This is a genomic window from Pedobacter sp. PF22-3 (genome assembly GCF_026239555.1).
In the GTDB taxonomy this organism is placed as follows: Bacteria; Bacteroidota; Bacteroidia; order Sphingobacteriales; family Sphingobacteriaceae; genus Pedobacter.
The window spans coordinates 1-17,734 of record NZ_JAPIVP010000018.1 but is presented as its reverse complement, the minus strand read 5'-3'; the positions used below and the strand labels follow the sequence as shown (position 1 = coordinate 17,734).

The window sequence follows — 17,734 nt, the reverse complement described above, 5'->3', positions numbered from 1 at the left end:
CTCGCAATGACGATTCTTCGCGGCTTTTCAAGCGCCTTAAGATTCCCAACAGCCGGGATTTGCAATTCGTTAATATTTTAAGGCACAGGCGGCAAATTAAAAATGCTTTAATTAGATTTAACACTTAAATCTAAAAAATTGAGCGCTCAAACCAATTTCTATAACCGTTTTTCATTTTTATACCCACTGGTTGATCTTTTTCTTAAACCTCAAAAGAAAAAATTCTTCAACGGGATCAATCAATTGCCTTATGGAAATTTATTGGAAATCGGTGTGGGGAACGGTTCGCATTTTCACTTATACAAAAACCATAAAATAACCGGGATAGAAATTTCTACATCAATGTTAAGTGCCGCCATGAAGAACCAAATGGGCAACATCGAACTTTTCCAAATGAACGGTGAAGAACTTAATTTTGAAGACAATACCTTCGATTATGTGGTTTTATCACATGTTATTGCCGTTGCAGATAATCCTGAAAAACTTTTAACACAATGCCATCGGGTTTTAAAATCCAACGGAAAACTCCTTATCTTAAATCATTTCACCCCTGATAATGGGTTAAAATATACAGACCGCATTTTTAACTTCTGGTCAAAATGGTTTCATTTAAAATCCTTATTTTACCTAAAAGATATTATGGGGATCAATCAATTTAAACTGGAAAAAGAAATTATTTTAAAACCGTTCTCCTATTTTAGAATTCTAATTTTCGCTAAGCCTTGAAAAAACATTATTGGTATATTTTCTTTGCAATGATCTTCAGTTTGTTTATTTATGTATTTTACAGAACCGATAAAACACTGATCAATCAGCTGGTGATCTACCTGTTTTCTTTTAAAACTTACGATGGTCTTAAAAGTTCAATCAATTTAGCTCTTCCCCTAAATAAATACATTATTTATTCGCTACCTGAAGGTTTATGGGTTTTCTGCATCACTTTAACCTCAAAAGAATTTTATTTCAACCTGTATCAAAAGCGCATCAATTGTGTTTTCATTCCACTTGTTTTTGCTATTGGTTTAGAGCTGATGCAGTTAATTCACCTTACCAATGGCCGTTTTGATTTTTTGGATATTGCCATTTCACTGTTTTTTTGGTTCATAGCCGCAAAAATTATCGACACCCAAAAAAACTTCGAAAACCTGTTTCACTCGCTCGCCCCAAACAGTATACTCTGCCTATCAAGCTATGCTATAGTTTATTTTTCGCATGTAATGAAGTAGAAAATCTCATTTTATATTTGCATTTCACTGAAAATAAATATCTTTGCATCAAAATTACAGAAATGCTACGTCAACTACATATCCAAAAAATGCACTTTAGCCCGTCTTGTGGCATAAAGGGTTTGGGTATTGACTTAAATTCCCTTCCCAACCCTTAGAGTTTTTGCCATCATCGCATAAACCAGAATTTAAAAATTAATTTAATTACCCATTTGCTAAGCAAAATACCGCTTAACAAAATTAATGATATCCGTTATGGACATTTATACCACTGTAGAAGAAAAATATCTACAGGCCATTGAAGAATTGCACTGGGGCGAATTACCAAAGGCGCTTCAGTATTTTAACGAAATTATCGTTTTCGACCCCGATTATGCCAGAGCCTATTTTCAATTGGGCGATATTTATCAGCATCATTTTAAAGATTATAAAACCGCAGGTTATTATTACAAACGTTGCATTGAGCTGGATCCTGATTTCCCGGAAGTATACAAACCCTACCTGGAACTTGTTATTACACTTAAAATGCACAAATTGGTAAAACAGGTTGCAGAAAAGGCTTTACTTGTACCCGGCATTTGCGAATCGCACATTTACGAATGTTTAGGTTTACATGCTGAGCAACAACAAAATTTTGCAGAAGCGGCAAATTATTTCAAAAAAGCAGCACTTTTTAATGCGGTTCAGGAGGAGCAGAATACTTTACAGGAACACCAAACCCGTATTAAAAGCAAAATGAATAGTACTAAAGTGATGATTTACGATTTACAAGGATAAAAGGCGCTGCCTTTTATCCTTTTTGAATAACGGACTGATCTTAAAATACTATTCGGCAAATTGCCCTTGTTATTTTAATTTTGTTACTATCTTTACCACACAATTACAAAGCATAAATTTTAAAATCAAAAATATTCGATATGTCAGCTCACGATTCACACGCACCGGTTCAGCAAACAAAAGGCATTTGGGCTTTGCCATTAACGGCATGGATTATTGTTTTAATTCTGCTTGTGGCTTTCACCAGACCAATTTTCCACCATGGTGAAGAAACTTCTTCACATGAGAAAACTGAAGCACACCACACAGAATCTCCTGAATCGCATCACTAGGCATTAGTAAAAGGATCAAATGAAAAGCGCTGTAAACCAGCGCTTTTTTTGTTTACCTACTTCTATTGGTTGGTGTCACACCAACCAGCTAAACTTTTATTTCGGTCGATGAGACACCGCCTATAGACTAAGATTAGCGTTATTTATCCAATTGTCCCATAATATTGGGAAAATCGGTAATGATGCCATCTACGCCTAAATTTTTAAAGTATTTTACATCCTTTACTGTATTCACAGTCCAAGGAATAATTTTTATACCCATTTCATGGCACCGGTCTACCAGCCCCTTACCAACCAATACAGAATAAGGACTATAAATAGTTGGTTTAAAACCTAATTTCTCGATATAATCTTCAAAAGGTTCCTTTTCATCAATCAATAAAGCGGTTTGTATTTTTGGATATTTCTCGTGCAGATATTGTAGCGTACGCATATCAAACGATTCGATAATAACTCTTTTAGCAATTTTTTTTGAATGAATCACATCCATAATCAGCTCCACAAATTCTGCAGGCTCCGGGTGAAATTCATTGTCGCCATTTTTAATCGTTTTCGTTTCAATACTATAAACCGGTTTGGCAAGTTTGTGTTCTTTAACGTAGGCCTCAACTGCATCTATGGTTTCGGAGAGTAAGGGCTTGTAAGCTTTAAACTTCATCTGCCCGGGAAAACGGTTATGAACTTTGCTACCTACATCAAACTTTTTAATCTGCTCGTAGTCCATTTTGTAGATGTTAAAATTTTTTTGGTCTTTCAACGTTATCGCTTTTCCATTAGGCTGTAGCGAAATTTCATTATTAAAATAAGGCTCCTGCGAAAGTACAACTTGTTTGTCTTTAGAAATCACGGCATCCATTTCTAAGGTGGTAACGCCTAAATCTATAGCTTTTAACATGCCTTCAACTGTATTTTCGGGCATAATTCCGCGTGCACCTGCTTTACCCTGTACATCGAATTTCTTTCTTTGAGCAGAAACGTTAAAACAAAATAATAGGAGAAAAGAGAAGATTAGTAAATTTTTATACATGATTTTTAAACGTAAAATAGATAATTTTATTGGCAATATTTTCTTTCGTAGCGCAGATACAGTGCTGTTTTTAACGTTTATTCCTGCTTTCTGCTATATCTTTCCGCTGCGCTACAAGGATGCCGCTTCAATCAGGGCTAAGCCCGAAGGTATCAGCAAACCATGGCAAATCTATAAAAATAAAAAAAAGGGCTTCTGGTTTATAGATAGCCCCTTTTTCAATTCACATTTTGGTTATTTATCTTTCTGCTGGTACAAAAGCCTGTACAATTAAGTTCCAGCTTGCATCTGCTCCCTTTTCATAAACGAAAACGTAGTTAAAACTTTCTCGTAAATCGGCTTTATAATCGATAGTAGCAACACCATAAGTATAAGCTAAATCACTACCGATAGCTTTATCTACACTGGTTGTTTTCAAGTTAATTTTGCTGATCATACTGTTATAAAAAGCAACAATCTTTCCTTTTCCTTCAATGGCATCGTTACCCGGGAAAAGTAAACGGGCATAATTGGTTAAAAAGCCACCAAATGCCGCAATTCCATGCGTTTTTAATAAGGTATTTAAGGTCTTTTCAGTAGTGATGATAATTTCTTTCCCAGCCTTAATTTCTCTTTCATTCAAAAATTTTGGCGCAACGTGATCTTTTGGTTCCACAAATGATGGCGAAACCTGAGTTAAAGGTTTATTGCTTTCCGTTCCTAAATCAATAGCTAATTTCCATCTGCCGTTTTCTGATTTCCAGATTGATAGATATTGACCGTATTTTTTCTCTGAAGTACCAACTTCATATGGTCCTGTAGTAAAACCTAAATCGCCACTGCGTGATACTTTCGCCAGGTTTGGGGTCCATGTTACATCCTTTTCAGCATCTGCTTTGCCAGCATAAAAAGTTTTGGCATTAACTGGGTTTGGCCTGAATACTAAAGTACTTGTGGTTGAGTAATCTATAAAAGCTTCTTTATCTCCATTTTTGGCAATTGACTTAGCAAAATCCTTTTCAGCATTTATTAAAGATTTGGTTGTTCCGTCGCTTTTTTGAGCAAAAGCGCCTAAAGCTAAGAGCGAAGCGATTGCAGTTGAAAATAAGTGTTTCATTATGAGTTATTATAATATGTTTGGCGAATATAAAATTTTCTTTGATGTGTGGCCTTAAAAGTAACTAACAATTGAACATTGTTACCCATCATTTTTCCCTATAAATGGTTTCTAAAACGGTTTGGCCGGTTGCTTTTAATGTGTTTTTGTCAATATTCGCTAAATTATCCAATTGGGTATGCCAGTTAATGTAAAAACCACTGTTATCGTTGTAATGGATAATATCAATAGAGGGAACACCAGCTTTATTCATCCAGAAATGATCATCAACCAATTTACCGCTCGGAATTTTGGTAAAATAAGAGGAATAACCAATTTCGTTGCCAATATCCCATACTTTGTTGACCACATCAGGCGCAGTCTGGCGCGAAATTTCATCTTGCGTAAACTGTGCATTACCACCGCCAACCATATCCAAATTAATACCATAAAGTGCTTTATAATCCGAAGAAATGGCTTTTTTAGCCCAATATTGCGAGCCCAGGCACCAAGTGGTTTCATCAGGCGTTTCATCATTTGCCTTGCCATAGTCTTCTAAGTCCCAAAGCACAAAATCTACCCCAACATCAGGCTGCTTCTGTTGTATCTGGCGTGCCATTTCCAAAATTACCGCTACACCACTTGCACCATCATTCGCTGCATCAAAAGTTTTTGTATGGTTTTTCGGATCGGGATCCTGATCCGAAAACGGGCGGGCATCCCAATGCGCAGTAATTAATACCCTGTTCTTTTTACCGGGGTTAAATGCAGCAACAATATTTTTTAACTGAAAGCTTTTGCCATCATAAGCCTGTGTTTTTTCGCCCTGAATACTCACTTCGGCCCCGAAAGATTTTAGTTTGGCCACTAAATAATCTGCGCATTTTTGATGCGCAGTGGTTCCGGGTACCCGCGGACCAAAATCTACCTGTGCTTTGGTATAGGCATAAGCGCTATCTGCATTAAAATCAGGCGACAAAAGCTTTGCTGCACTTTCTTCCCCATTTTTATCTGCACCCTGCTTTGTTTTATTCTGGCATGCCTCAAATCCGATTAACGCTAATAAAGGCAGTATTAAAAGTTTTTTATTCATTTTTCAAACTAACTGAAAATTGTTTAAAGTAGTGTAATTATCTCTCATCCCACCTGCCCCCCTTCAAAGGGAGACAAATTTATTGCTAGGAAATAGTCTATTCCCCTTTGAAGGGGGAAAAACTCTAGGTGAGCATGAAAACTTATGAGATTTGTTTTCAGCCCTAGCATAATAAAGTGTGGTCTAAGAAAGCATGTAATCCACAATGGCCTGGCAATGAATTTTAGTGGTATCGAATACCGGGATCTCGAAATCATCCTGATTGATCAGCATAGGGATTTCTGTACATCCAAGGATTATCCCTTCGGCTCCATCCGCGATCAGATCATTAATTATTTTGATATACTTCGCCCTGGTTTCTTCTAAAATCAATCCTCTGCCCAATTCTTCTTTAAGCGTAAACTGGATGTAATCGCATGTTGCTTTTGGGGCAGGCACCAAAACGTTTAATCCATGGTCTTCGAGCTTTTTGATGTAAAACTCCTTCTCCATGGTAAATACGGTACCTAGTAGACCCACGGTTTTAATGCCAGTAGCATTTATGACCTTAGCAGTTTCGGTGCCAATATGGATAATAGGTAATGCAATTTTTTCCTGAAGCTGGTCTGCAAAAAGATGGGCAGTATTGGCACATAACACAATGGCTTCTACACCACTACGCTTTAAACGCTCACAAGCAACAAGTAAAAGGTCAAATGATCCTTCCCAGGTCTTATCCTGAACATCACCAAAATTAAGGGAGTAAATTAAACACTCAGCGAAATTTAATCCGCCCAAGCGCTCATTTACGCCCTCGTTTATAAAACGATAATAATCTATTGTCGATACCCAGCTAATGCCCCCTACTAAACCAATTTTTCTCATTGTTTAAATCGACTCATAACTTTGGACTATAGGCTCATGACTAACTAAGCCTTACTCCATGTTGTTCCTTCTTTGCCATCTTTAAGCTGGATGCCTAATTCCTGCAATCCGATGCGGATCCGATCAGAAGTTGCATAATCTTTATTCGCTTTGGCCTCAGTCCGCAGGTTAATTACCATATCTAAAACGCCATTTAAGTCGTTACTCCCAGCGTCCTCATCTTTGAGTCCTAAAATGTCGAATACAAAATCGTTAACCAACTGCTTTAATTTTTCAAGTGCTTCTGCTGAAATTTTCCCTTTACCATCATACACAGTATTAATAATTCGAACGGCTTCGAATAACTCGGCAACTAAAATCGGACTGTTAAAATCGTCATTCATCGCATTAATGCATTTTTCTTTCAACGCATCAATATCAAAATCGTTCTGTTCAGAAACAGATAGTTTATCCAATAAGCCAATAGCCGACATTAAACGACGGAAACCTTTCTCCGAAGCATCCAGTGCATCGTTAGAGAAATCCAAAGTACTGCGATAATGCGCCTGTAACATAAAAAACTTTACTGTCATCGGGCTATAGCCTTTTTTCAGCAAAGGGTGGTCACCGGTGAATAACTCTAGAGGAAGAAAACCATTGCCGGCCGATTTAGACATGCGTGTACCGTTTACGGTAAGCATATTGGTATGCATCCAGTAACGTGCAGGCTGTTTATGGCTGCAAGCTTCAGATTGTGCAATTTCGTTGGTATGATGTGTTGCTGCCAGGTCCATTCCACCACCATGGATATCAAATTCAGCGCCCAGATATTTAGCACTCATGGCTGAACATTCGATATGCCAACCTGGAAAGCCCATGCCCCATGGCGATTGCCATTGCATTAAGGTTTCTGGCTTTGCTTTTATCCATAGTGCAAAATCTAACCTTCCACGTTTTTCATCCTGCCCACCCAGCTCGCGGGTATTATTCAGCATATCTTCCAGGTTGCGGTTGGTTAAAATCGTATAATTATACTCCTTGCTATACTTTTCTACATCAAAATATACGTTGCCATCCACTTCATAACCATAACCGTTGGCTATAATTACTTTAACCATTTCAATCTGCTCAATAATATGCCCTGTAGCGGTAGGTTCGATACTTGGTGGCTGCGTGTTGAACATGCGCATCACATCATGGAAACCTAAGGTATATTTCTGTACAATTTCCATTGGCTCAAGCTGCTCCAGTTTCGCGCGTTTTGCAAACTTATCATCACCTTCGTCTCTATCACCTTCTAAATGGCCTGCATCGGTAATATTACGTACATAACGTACCTTATAACCAGCATACTTTAGGTACCTAAAAATTAAATCGAAAGAAATAAATGTACGACAATTGCCCAAATGCACATCGCTATAGACAGTAGGACCGCAAACATACATCCCAACATTGGGTGCATTTAAGGGTTGAAAAAGTTCTTTTTTGCGTGAAAGCGTATTGTAAAGCTGTAAACCATTATCCATATTGCAAATGTAAGATTTAGTTAGAAAGTTAAAACCTTTAAAATGGTATTGTTAAGCTTATGATTTTTAGCTAACATTTACAGGCAGCATATGTCATTATTTACTTTGCCCGAAGGCTTTCAGATTATTTGTTTTTTTGAAAAGGTGCTGTACTGCTTATCGGAAAAAGCAGTCCCTCTTTCCGCTGTAGTCCCGATGAAAAAATCGGGAGCTGCCGTTTCAATAGGGTTTAAGTGGCAAGGCCTGGTGCATTTGGGACCGTAAACTTCTGATGGTAGAATAATTTTTTAATCCTAATTTAGTTCAACATAATACCTTATTAATAATGGTCGAAATTAGAGTAATAACCGAAAAAGATGCAGAAAGTGTGGCCGGACTATCCACACAATTGGGTTACGATAGCAATATCGAACAAATATTGTTTAGGATCAGGCAGATTAATAATAGCAACGAGAACTGCGCTTATGTTGCCATTTTCGAAAATAAGGTGGTTGGTTGGATCCACGGTTTTTATACCTTAAGGCTAGAATCAGATCCTTTTGTCGAAATCGGAGGATTGGTTGTTGATGCTGCTTACCGCAACCTAAAAATTGGAAAACAATTAATTGAAGGCGTAAAGCTTTGGGCAGAACAGCATCAGGTGAAAAAATTAAAGGTTAGATGCAACACCAAACGCACGGAAAGTCATCAATTTTATGAGCGGGCAGGCTTTAAAGAGCATAAACGTCAGATTGCTTTTGAAATGGAGCTGGATTAACTTTCTGGTGTCAGATATTTCTATCTGACATTACATGCTGGTCTTTGCTAAACTTTATTACAACGCTCAAACATTTCGCCATTGCAACAATTCAATCCTATTCGTTAACTTTGTACCATGATTGATTTACCGGTAGTACCTGCTGTGACTGAAGTAAAGCGTAAACCAGATTGGTTACGTGTAAAATTACCCGTTGGTAAAGAATATGCGCAAGTTCGCAGTTTAGTAGACACGCACAAGCTCCATACCATTTGCGAAAGTGGCAATTGCCCTAATATGGGCGAATGCTGGGGTGCAGGTACGGCAACTTTCATGATTTTAGGGAACATTTGTACCCGCAGCTGTTCTTTTTGTGCTGTAGCTACAGGCAGGCCGTTGGCTGTTGATGTTGATGAGCCTAACCGTATTGCAGATTCAGTGAGATTAATGGGGGTTAAACATTGCGTAATTACCTCGGTAGATCGCGATGATTTAAAAGATGGCGGCTCAATTATTTGGGCAGAAACCCTACAAGCTATCCGCAGAGAAAGCCCAATTACCACTTTAGAAACTTTGATTCCCGATTTTAAAGGTCAATGGGATAACTTATACCGCGTTTTAGAAGAACGCCCGGAAGTGGTTTCGCACAATATGGAAACCGTTAAGCGTTTAACCAGACAGGTACGCATCCAGGCGAAATACGATAGAAGTTTAGAAGCATTAAAAAGAATTTCGGAATTTGGTTTAAGAACAAAAACAGGTATAATGCTTGGTTTGGGTGAAACTGAGGAAGATATTTTTGAAGCGATGGACGATTTAGTGGCCAATGGCGTTCACATCCTAACCTTGGGCCAATATTTACAGCCAACCCGCAACCACCATCCTGTGGTTGATTGGATCCATCCTGATACCTTTGCCATGTATAAAGAAGCCGGCCTGGCAAAAGGCTTAAAATATGTAGAAAGTGGTCCGCTGGTGCGTTCATCCTACCATGCTGAAAAACATCTTTTCCCAATTGAAGGGATAATATAGTTCACTTATTCAATTAGACTGAAGAAAGTTTTATAATCGTATTCCCTGGCGGAATGTATTTATAAAACTTTTTTTTGCTTTTGCTGTTGTGTATTGTATCTTAGTAACCATAGTGACTGCATTTAAAAAATTAACCCTAACTGAGCCAGAACTTGTGCTAGCACTGCAATCGAAAGATCCAGCGGTACTAAAAACATTGTACGGTATGTACTCGTCAGCACTTTATGGTGTTATTTCACGCATTATTACCCACACAGAGCTTGCTGAGGATGTGCTACAAGAAACTTTTGTAAAAATCTGGCAATCTGCCGCACACTATGATCATACTAAAGGACGTTTATTTACGTGGATGATGAATATTGCACGCAATTTATCCATCGACAAATTACGTTCTAAAGATTTTAAGAATTCACTCAAAAACCAAGATATAGAAAATAACGTAAGTTTCGTTGATGAGCAAAACAAGGTTACGTTTAACCCGGATGTTCTTGGTGTTAAGCAACTTGTAGATAACCTTAAACCGGATCTACAAGCAGTTCTTGATTTAGTTTATTACAAGGGTTTCACACATGTGGAAGCCGCAGAAAAGTTAGATCTGCCATTAGGTACGGTGAAAACCCGGATCCGGTTGGCTATTATTGAATTGAGAAGGAGTTTTAATTGAGCGTGGAAAATTTAAAAGCATATATCGAATCTGGAGTACTTGAACTTTATGTTTTAGGTGATTTATCACCTGAAGAAATATTACGGGTAGAGGAAATAGCATCTCAATACCCTGGTGTAATGGATGAAATAGCCGCTATTGAGCAAGCTTTGGAGCAATATGCTATGCAAAACGCCGTTCAGCCTTCTGCGGATATAGAAACAAGGTTATTGGAAAAATTGGGATTAAACGAAGTTGATGAACATGTGAGTGTTCAACCGGAACCAATTTATACAGAAGAAGCAAAAATTATACGTTTAAATGGAAGTGATGCTAAGGTGAGAACTTTACGTTATGCCTTAGTTGCTTGTATAGCCTTATTGGTAGTGAGTACAGCAGCATTGTTTATTACGTATAATAAGTTAAACGCTGCGCATGACCAGATTGCGAGCTTAAGCCTGGATAAACAAAAATTTGCAGGTGTGGTTAGCAAGCTGGAGTTTGAAAACCAGGGCTTAGGTAATATGGCCGCAATGGCCGATAGCAAAGAATGGGCAACTATTCGTATGGCGGGGCAGGCTTTTAGTCCAACATCTAAGATGAAGGTTTACTGGAATAAAAAAGATAAAAGTGTATTGATTAATTATGTGGCAATGGATTTACCAAAAACCGATGCCGAGCATGAATATCAGTTATGGGCTTTGGTAAATGGCAAACCGATAAGTTTAGGTGTTTTCGGGAAAGCGGATTCTATCCATAATGAAGCATTGGTAAAAATGCAGGCCATACAAGAGGCGCAGGCTTTTGCAGTAACGCTAGAGCCTATGGGCGGAAGTGTTAATCCAACAATGGATAAACTAACTGTTATGGGTGGGGTGTAAAGGATAATAATTAAATAACTTATTATAATCCCGACATTGAAAAATGCCGGGATTTTTTTTTGTTTTTACACCCTAAATTAATTCGAGCGAAGTGAAAGGCAGTTGAGAAAACTTATTGATTAAGACCTCTCCACTGCGGTCGAGATGACGATTCGACGATTAAGATTTTGCTGCGTACTTCACTTCTTCATAAGGCTGTACCAATACCCATCCTTCGCCAAAAAACTCTAATTGGAAAGATTCTCCACTTCCCCTACCGATAAAAGAGCCAAAAGTTAAATTGGTTTTAATGTTCGGCGTTAAATTTTCCGACCAGGCTACCGTAGCATTCGGATCAGTGTATACAGGTTGGTTACCAGTTACCCTCAATAAAATGGGTTCGCCATGTGTGGTAATGGCAATATAACCGCTACCTGATAATTTAACCTGAAATAAACCGCCGCTCATCATCCCCGCAATACTTTTTAGCATTTTTATTTCATTTTTAATATTCTCTTCTAATGCTAAAACATCATTACCATTTACAAAAACTGCTTCGTTTTGAAGTTTGATGATTTTTACTTTCTTCCCTTCATCGGCCAGATATAATTTACCCGTTCCAGTTGCATGCATGAGCGAAGTGCCTTCACCAGAGATCGCTTTTTTTAGTAAACCACCTAAACCTTTACTCAATAGTCCTTCTCTTTTAAAATCGATACTTCCTATATAAGCGACCATAGAGCCTGCCTTTGCCAGGATTTTTTGATTTTTAAGATTTACCTCCAGCATGGCCGGTTTCTCTAGTTCAAAGAAATCATTTTCATTTGGGTTTTCTGCCGATTCCTGAATTAACTCATTTAGTGTGTACGCTCTTTGTGCCATAAAATTTGTTTTCCGTTTTAAGATATCTGTTAATTAAAAATATTTCTGAAAATTATAAATCAGAAGCATGTAGGCTAATGATTTTTCTCCATAATTGTATCTAAATCATTTAGATACAAGCGCCCTGATCTCTTTTGAGATTCTAGTGGCAAGCTGCGATGCAGCAACCACAAATTGTTCTTCTGCTAAATAATCGCCTGCCTTTCCATGAATATAACAGGCCAGGGTAGCAGCATCTGCTGCTGAATAACGCTGTGCGATAAAACCTGCAATCATGCCCGTAAGAACGTCACCCATTCCACCTTGCGCCATTGCCGGATTACCTGTTGGATTGATGAATACTTTACCTGTTGGCAGACAGATAAAAGTATACTGATTTTTAAGCACAATAACGATTCCTTGCTTCTTAGCACGTACTTTGGCCGTTTGCACCCTGTCCCACCAATTATCATGGCCGCCAAATAACCGATCGAACTCTTTCATGTGCGGGGTGATAATGGTATTTGCAGCAAGTTTATCAAGCAAATCAGGCCTTTCGCCCAAAATGTTCAGTGCATCTGCATCAATAATGAGTGGCTGGTTTACCATAATCAAACTTTCCAATAGTTTTTCATGATCAGCTTCTGTACCTAAGCCGGGACCAATAGCAATTGCCTGATATTTCTTTGGATTTTCTATCCTCGTGTATTCATCCCTCGGCAATGCCATTACTTCTGGCAAAGTAGCATTTAAGGCAATTAATCCATCTGGTGGAATACATGCAGTAGTTAATCCTGCCCCTGTGTGTAAACAAGCCATAGCTGAAAGCAAAGCTGCCCCCATGGTATTGCTATTTCCTGCAATAATCAATGCGTGGCCGTAAGTACCCTTATGACTGAACAATTTTCGGGGCTGCAGGATTTTCTCTATATCAAGTTCTTCCAGCAAATAAAAATCGGTCTCTTGCTTTTGTATAAAATTCTCATCCAGATCAATGTCAACCACTTCATATTTTTCAGTCGCCATGGCCGACTCCGGGAAAAAGAAATTAATCTTCGGCCTTTGAAAGCAAATTGTTTTATAGACTCTTATACCATTATAATCTTTAGGCAGTTTACCTTCAGCAAAAAAACCGGTAGGTACATCAACCGCATATACTTTTTTATTCAACTTGTTTATAACCTGAGTAAGGGCTTCAAATTCTCCAGTTAACGGTTTATTTAAGCCAGAACCTAAAATGGCATCAATAATGATATCGGCCTTCAGGTTTTTTAGATCAGCAACCTGATTAATGATTGTTTTTTTACAACGTGTTTCCTCAATCAGTTGCAGGTTGATCGCAAAATCGTCGCTCTGTTTTTCAGAGAAATTAACCATGTAAACTTTTAAATTCTCATATCCGTTGGCAATAAGCAAATGTGCAATAGCCAGTCCATCTCCCCCATTATTTCCTTTCCCACAAAATATAGCTACGCTTTGGCTTGTATCGAACTCCTCTCTCAAAAAGCACTGTACAAAGGCCCTTGCAGCCTTTTCCATCAAGTCAATCGATGCAATAGGTTTGTTGGCGATGGTAAACTGATCAGCACTGCGCATTTGAGCAGAAGTAAGCAATGTTCGCATATGACTAAAATAAGAGTATACAGCTATAATGCAAAAGATAGAATTTTGTTTGATTTTTTGTATCAGAAGATTCCAGATTTTAAAAACATTTTATAACAAATGCTTTTAATTTTATACCTTTTACCCAACTTTAGCTTTGTCTATAGAATTAAATTAAATCTCAAAACAATGAATCAAAAACCATCAAATGCATTCGTGGCAGCTTCCTGGATTGCACTAGGTACCGGAATGATTGGCTTTATTGTAGGCCTGTGGCGTTCTGATATGCTTCTTAACGAAAAAGGATATTATTTTACCGTATTAATGTTCGGTCTGTTCGCGGTAATCTCTTTGCAAAAAGCTGTTCGCGATAAATTGGAAGGAATTCCGGTTACCGAAATTTATTATGGCATCAGTTGGTTTTCTACCTTATTAACCATCACCTTACTGGTAATCGGTTTGTGGAATGCCACCTTGTTACCTAGTGAAAAAGGATTTTATGCCTTTGCCTTTTTACTCTCGTTATTTGGTGCCATTGCCGTGCAGAAAAACACGAGGGACAGCCAGATTGTGAATAAAAACAAAGATCAGGACAGTTAAATATCTGCGTACATTAACAAAACGAGCCGCAGGCATGATGAATTACTTTATAATGCCTGCGGTTTCAGATAGCGAAGCTCATCAGTATAATTAAAATATTGGCACATTACCTTCAAAGCAAATAAGATAAATCTATGCGATTAATATGTCTGATCAAATAATCATTGGCGTTACCGATTGTAGTAAATATGAAATTTACCGCGACTGGGTATTATCTTACAATAAAAATGTAGTCGTAATCCAACTTGGATATAAACTCAATAATTTCGAAGAGATCAAAAAATGCAACGGTATTGTTTTAACTGGTGGTGAAGATGTGCACCCGCGATTTTATAACCATCCTGAATACTACCATTACTGTTATGATGATGATGTAGATGAAAAGCGAGATGAATTCGAATTTAAGGTGTTAACCTATACCGAAGCCAATTCTATTCCTGTTTTAGGCATTTGTAGGGGCATACAGGTAGGAAATGTATTTTTTGGTGGCACTTTAATTCCAGACATCCCGACATGGGGAAAATTCGATCATTCTAAAATGCACGATAAATCAGACCGCTATCATGAGATTATGGTAAATCCCTCTTCCTGGCTGAGCCAGATTGTGGATACCGATAAGGGACTGGTTAATAGCAATCACCATCAAAGTACTGATAAAACCGGAAAAGGACTTGTAGTGAGTGCCATTTCTTCTGATGGAGTTACCGAAGCCATGGAACGGATCGAACCTAAAGGAAAATCTTTCTTGTTATTTGTACAATGGCATCCCGAAAGACTGAAAGATCGGCAAAGCCCGTTCAGCAGAAATATACATCAGGCTTTTATTCATGCCGTTAAGACTAATCTTAAGCGTGAAAATCTGCCAAGATAGATCTCTCCATTTCGCTGCGCTACAGTCGAGATGACGATCGATTTTTTTAAATCCGTTATTGATAACTCAATGAAGAATCTGACATGGATAGATTTGCTGTTAGTCTTCGACTCCGCTCAGGCTGGCAAATCGCCGGCTTATCAGCCTCCGGCTCTGCTATCTCCGTGCCTTTCTCTTTAACCTCTGTGGTTAAATTGAGAAAACAAATATCTCCGATTAAAATCTTTTTTAATAAATTGCAGATTATACTTATCCGGTCAATCCGATTTAATTATTTTAATGAAAAAATTACTCCTGATTATCTCCTGCTGTTTTTTTGCAGCTAATATCTCCGCTCAGTCTATTGTTACAGAAACTGAAATCGGCGATGCTGAAAGTGAAGTTGCACAAACACCAATTGCCATTATACCTGAGCCTGTATCACTGGTAAAAAAGGCAGGTATGTTTACTTTGCCCGAAAATGTAGTTATACAGGCCGTAAAAAGTGTAGAGCTGAAGCAATCCATTAATTATCTGTCTGACAGGATCACTACCGCTACAGGTAAATTTGTGAGCACCGTAAGCAATTCGGCCCATCCTAGCGTTAAACTAATTTTAAACACCCAGCAAGATGCACAATTGGGTAAAGAAGGATACAAATTAAACGTTAATTCTACACAGGTTGTCATCACAGCCAATCAACCCGCAGGTATATTTTACGGCGTTCAATCGTTACTTCAGCTTTTCCCAGCTGAAATAGAAAGCAAAGAACTTGTAAAAGGTATCAAATGGAAAGCCCCCTGTGTTGATGTAATAGATTATCCAAAATTAGGCTGGCGTGGTTTAATGTTCGATGTTGCCCGTCATTTTTTTACCAAACAAGAAGTAAAACAATTTATTGATGACATGGTTCGCTATAAATTCAACCTCTTACATTTACATCTAGCTGATGATGAAGGCTGGAGGATTGAAATTAAAGGCTTACCTAAATTAACGGAAGTTGGTGCCTGGAGCGTTAAAAAAACCGGAACTTTCGGCGATTTCACCCCACCTGCCGCTGACGAACCCCGTACTTACGGTGGTTTTTATACACAGGAAGACATTAAAGAACTGGTTCAGTATGCACAAGAGCGTTTTGTAAATATATTGCCAGAAATTGATGTTCCAGGGCATAGCTTAGCCATTATTGCCTCTTATCCGGAATTATCCTGCACACCAGATGCGGTAAATTATAAAGTACGCTCGGGTGAGAAAATAATGGATTGGAGCCGTGGTGCGCCACCAACAGCTTTGGTTGATAATACACTTTGTCCGGCAAACGAAAAAGTTTATGTCTTTTTAGACTCGGTACTTACCCAGGTAGCCAAACTGTTCCCTTTCGAATATATCCACATGGGCGGTGATGAAGCACCTCATAATTTTTGGGAAAAGAATGATCAGGTTAAAGCTTTAATGGTTCGCGAAGGTTTAAAAACCATGCCGCAGGTTCAGGCATATTTTGAAAAACGTGTAGAACAGATCGTGATTTCGAAAGGTAAAAAATTTATGGGCTGGGATGAAATTCTTGAAGGAGGCGTTTCGCCAACAGCTGCCGTGATGAGTTGGAGAGGAATGAAATATGGTATACAGGCTGCTAATGACAAACATAATGTAGTGATGAGTCCGACTGATTTCGCCTATTTAGATTATATGCAGGCTGATGCCATTACCGAACCAAAAGTATATGCTTCGCTTAGGTTAAATAAAGCTTATCAATTTAATCCTGTTCCTGCTGGTGTAAATGCCCAATATATTATCGGCGCACAAGCTAACCTCTGGACAGAACAGATTTTTACCTTCCGACAGGTTGAATACATGGTTTATCCACGTGCATTCGCCATTGCCGAATCGATTTGGAGTCCGATTGAAAAGAAAAACTGGACCAATTTTGTCGATCGTACCCAACAACATTTCAAACGATTGGATTTTGCAGAGATTAAATACTCACCTGCTATTTACGACCCGATTTTTATCGTAAAACGTAGTGCTGACAAACAATTGATGATAGAACTGACCACAGAAATAGATGGTTTGGATATTTACTACAGTTTTGACAACTCTACGCCCGATCGTTTTTACCCGAAATATACAGCAGCACTACAGGTACCTAAAGATGCCAGTATGTTACGCGTAATTACTTATCGTGGTAAACAACCTATCGGTAGATTGATCAGCATGCCTGTTGCAGATTTACAGAAAAGGGCAAGATAAAATGGGGAAAGAAATAGAGCGCAAGTTTTTAATCGATCAGCAAAAGTGGGATGACCTGATTAAGCCGGAAGGAAAACTTTTTAGACAGGGCTATTTACTCACTGATAAAGATAAAACCATACGCGTAAGGGCAACCGCAACCAAAGGATTTTTAACGATAAAAGGCCAAACCATTGGTGCTACACGGATGGAGTATGAATACGAAATCCCAGTTGATGAAGCCACAGAACTGCTAGATAATTTCTCGCAATCAGAACTGTCTAAAACACGCTATGAAATTACATTTAACGGCAAGCTTTGGGAAGTGGATGTATTTTCTGGCGACAACGAAGGCTTAATTGTTGCTGAAATTGAACTGGAAAGCGAAGATGAAACTTTTGATCTGCCAGATTGGATAGGTA

At 38.4% G+C, this 17,734-nt stretch carries 19 protein-coding genes; 12 read left to right on the top strand and 7 right to left on the bottom strand.

The window, feature by feature from the left end:
- The first annotated feature begins 138 nt into the window (after positions 1–138).
- The 4 genes from OQX63_RS19330 (at position 139) to OQX63_RS19315 (ending at position 2,335) form a co-directional block, all read left to right on the top strand.
- Complete coding sequence (locus tag OQX63_RS19330) at positions 139–726, top strand: class I SAM-dependent methyltransferase (protein ID WP_265852455.1); 588 nt, start codon at positions 139–141, stop codon at positions 724–726.
- On the top strand, positions 723–1,226 hold the full coding sequence (locus tag OQX63_RS19325; RefSeq protein ID WP_265852454.1) for a hypothetical protein: 504 nt from the start codon (positions 723–725) through the stop codon (positions 1,224–1,226). Before OQX63_RS19330 ends, OQX63_RS19325 begins: the two co-directional genes overlap by 4 nt.
- Positions 1,227–1,481: 255 nt before the next feature.
- Entirely contained in the window at positions 1,482–2,003 is a 522-nt protein-coding gene (locus tag OQX63_RS19320) for a hypothetical protein (RefSeq protein ID WP_265852453.1), read from the top strand.
- A 140-nt stretch (positions 2,004–2,143) separates the two neighbouring features.
- Positions 2,144–2,335: a hypothetical protein gene (locus OQX63_RS19315; RefSeq protein ID WP_265852452.1), complete on the top strand. Its 192-nt coding sequence runs from the start codon at positions 2,144–2,146 to the stop codon at positions 2,333–2,335.
- Between the two features lie 139 nt (positions 2,336–2,474).
- Here the strand turns inward: OQX63_RS19315 and OQX63_RS19310 are convergent, their stop codons facing one another.
- The 5 genes from OQX63_RS19310 to cysS form a co-directional block, all read right to left on the bottom strand.
- Entirely contained in the window at positions 2,475–3,362 is an 888-nt protein-coding gene (locus tag OQX63_RS19310) for a glycerophosphodiester phosphodiesterase family protein (protein ID WP_265852451.1), read from the bottom strand.
- Between the two features lie 238 nt (positions 3,363–3,600).
- Positions 3,601–4,458: a nuclear transport factor 2 family protein gene (locus OQX63_RS19305; RefSeq protein ID WP_265852450.1), complete on the bottom strand. Its 858-nt coding sequence runs from the start codon at positions 4,456–4,458 to the stop codon at positions 3,601–3,603.
- An 88-nt stretch (positions 4,459–4,546) separates the two neighbouring features.
- The gene (locus tag OQX63_RS19300) at positions 4,547–5,530 is read right to left on the bottom strand and encodes a M28 family peptidase (protein ID WP_265852449.1); all 984 of its coding nucleotides are present in this window, start codon (positions 5,528–5,530) and stop codon (positions 4,547–4,549) included.
- Between the two features lie 183 nt (positions 5,531–5,713).
- Complete coding sequence (locus tag OQX63_RS19295) at positions 5,714–6,394, bottom strand: aspartate/glutamate racemase family protein (RefSeq protein WP_265852448.1); 681 nt, start codon at positions 6,392–6,394, stop codon at positions 5,714–5,716.
- Between the two features lie 44 nt (positions 6,395–6,438).
- On the bottom strand, positions 6,439–7,899 hold the full coding sequence (cysS, locus tag OQX63_RS19290; protein WP_265852447.1) for a cysteine--tRNA ligase: 1,461 nt from the start codon (positions 7,897–7,899) through the stop codon (positions 6,439–6,441).
- A gap of 325 nt (positions 7,900–8,224) precedes the next feature.
- Here cysS and OQX63_RS19285 point away from each other — a divergent pair, with 325 nt between their 5' ends.
- The 4 genes from OQX63_RS19285 (at position 8,225) to OQX63_RS19270 (ending at position 11,191) form a co-directional block, all read left to right on the top strand.
- Entirely contained in the window at positions 8,225–8,656 is a 432-nt protein-coding gene (locus OQX63_RS19285; protein WP_265852446.1) for a GNAT family N-acetyltransferase, read from the top strand.
- Positions 8,657–8,773: 117 nt separating this feature from the next.
- The gene (gene lipA / locus OQX63_RS19280) at positions 8,774–9,667 is read left to right on the top strand and encodes a lipoyl synthase (RefSeq protein WP_265852445.1); all 894 of its coding nucleotides are present in this window, start codon (positions 8,774–8,776) and stop codon (positions 9,665–9,667) included.
- A gap of 112 nt (positions 9,668–9,779) precedes the next feature.
- Entirely contained in the window at positions 9,780–10,331 is a 552-nt protein-coding gene (locus OQX63_RS19275; protein WP_265852444.1) for an RNA polymerase sigma factor, read from the top strand.
- 2 nt (positions 10,332–10,333) lie between these two features.
- Positions 10,334–11,191, top strand: coding sequence for an anti-sigma factor (locus OQX63_RS19270; RefSeq protein WP_265852443.1), 858 nt, complete (start codon positions 10,334–10,336; stop codon positions 11,189–11,191).
- A gap of 159 nt (positions 11,192–11,350) precedes the next feature.
- Here the strand turns inward: OQX63_RS19270 and OQX63_RS19265 are convergent, their stop codons facing one another.
- Entirely contained in the window at positions 11,351–12,052 is a 702-nt protein-coding gene (locus tag OQX63_RS19265) for an AIM24 family protein (protein WP_265852442.1), read from the bottom strand.
- A gap of 105 nt (positions 12,053–12,157) precedes the next feature.
- Complete coding sequence (locus OQX63_RS19260) at positions 12,158–13,654, bottom strand: NAD(P)H-hydrate dehydratase (RefSeq protein ID WP_265852441.1); 1,497 nt, start codon at positions 13,652–13,654, stop codon at positions 12,158–12,160.
- 168 nt (positions 13,655–13,822) lie between these two features.
- Here OQX63_RS19260 and yiaA point away from each other — a divergent pair, with 168 nt between their 5' ends.
- The 4 genes from yiaA to OQX63_RS19240 all read left to right on the top strand — a co-directional run.
- Positions 13,823–14,233 carry an inner membrane protein YiaA gene (gene yiaA / locus OQX63_RS19255; RefSeq protein ID WP_265852440.1) on the top strand — a complete coding sequence of 137 codons (411 nt, stop codon included), beginning with the start codon at positions 13,823–13,825 and terminating at the stop codon, positions 14,231–14,233.
- Positions 14,234–14,378: 145 nt separating this feature from the next.
- On the top strand, positions 14,379–15,104 hold the full coding sequence (locus OQX63_RS19250) for a gamma-glutamyl-gamma-aminobutyrate hydrolase family protein (protein ID WP_265852439.1): 726 nt from the start codon (positions 14,379–14,381) through the stop codon (positions 15,102–15,104).
- Positions 15,105–15,383: 279 nt separating this feature from the next.
- Positions 15,384–17,333, top strand: coding sequence for a beta-N-acetylhexosaminidase (locus tag OQX63_RS19245; RefSeq protein WP_265852438.1), 1,950 nt, complete (start codon positions 15,384–15,386; stop codon positions 17,331–17,333).
- 1 nt (position 17,334) lies between these two features.
- On the top strand, positions 17,335–17,734 hold a 400-nt coding region (locus tag OQX63_RS19240; RefSeq protein ID WP_265852437.1), incomplete at its 3' end, for a CYTH domain-containing protein.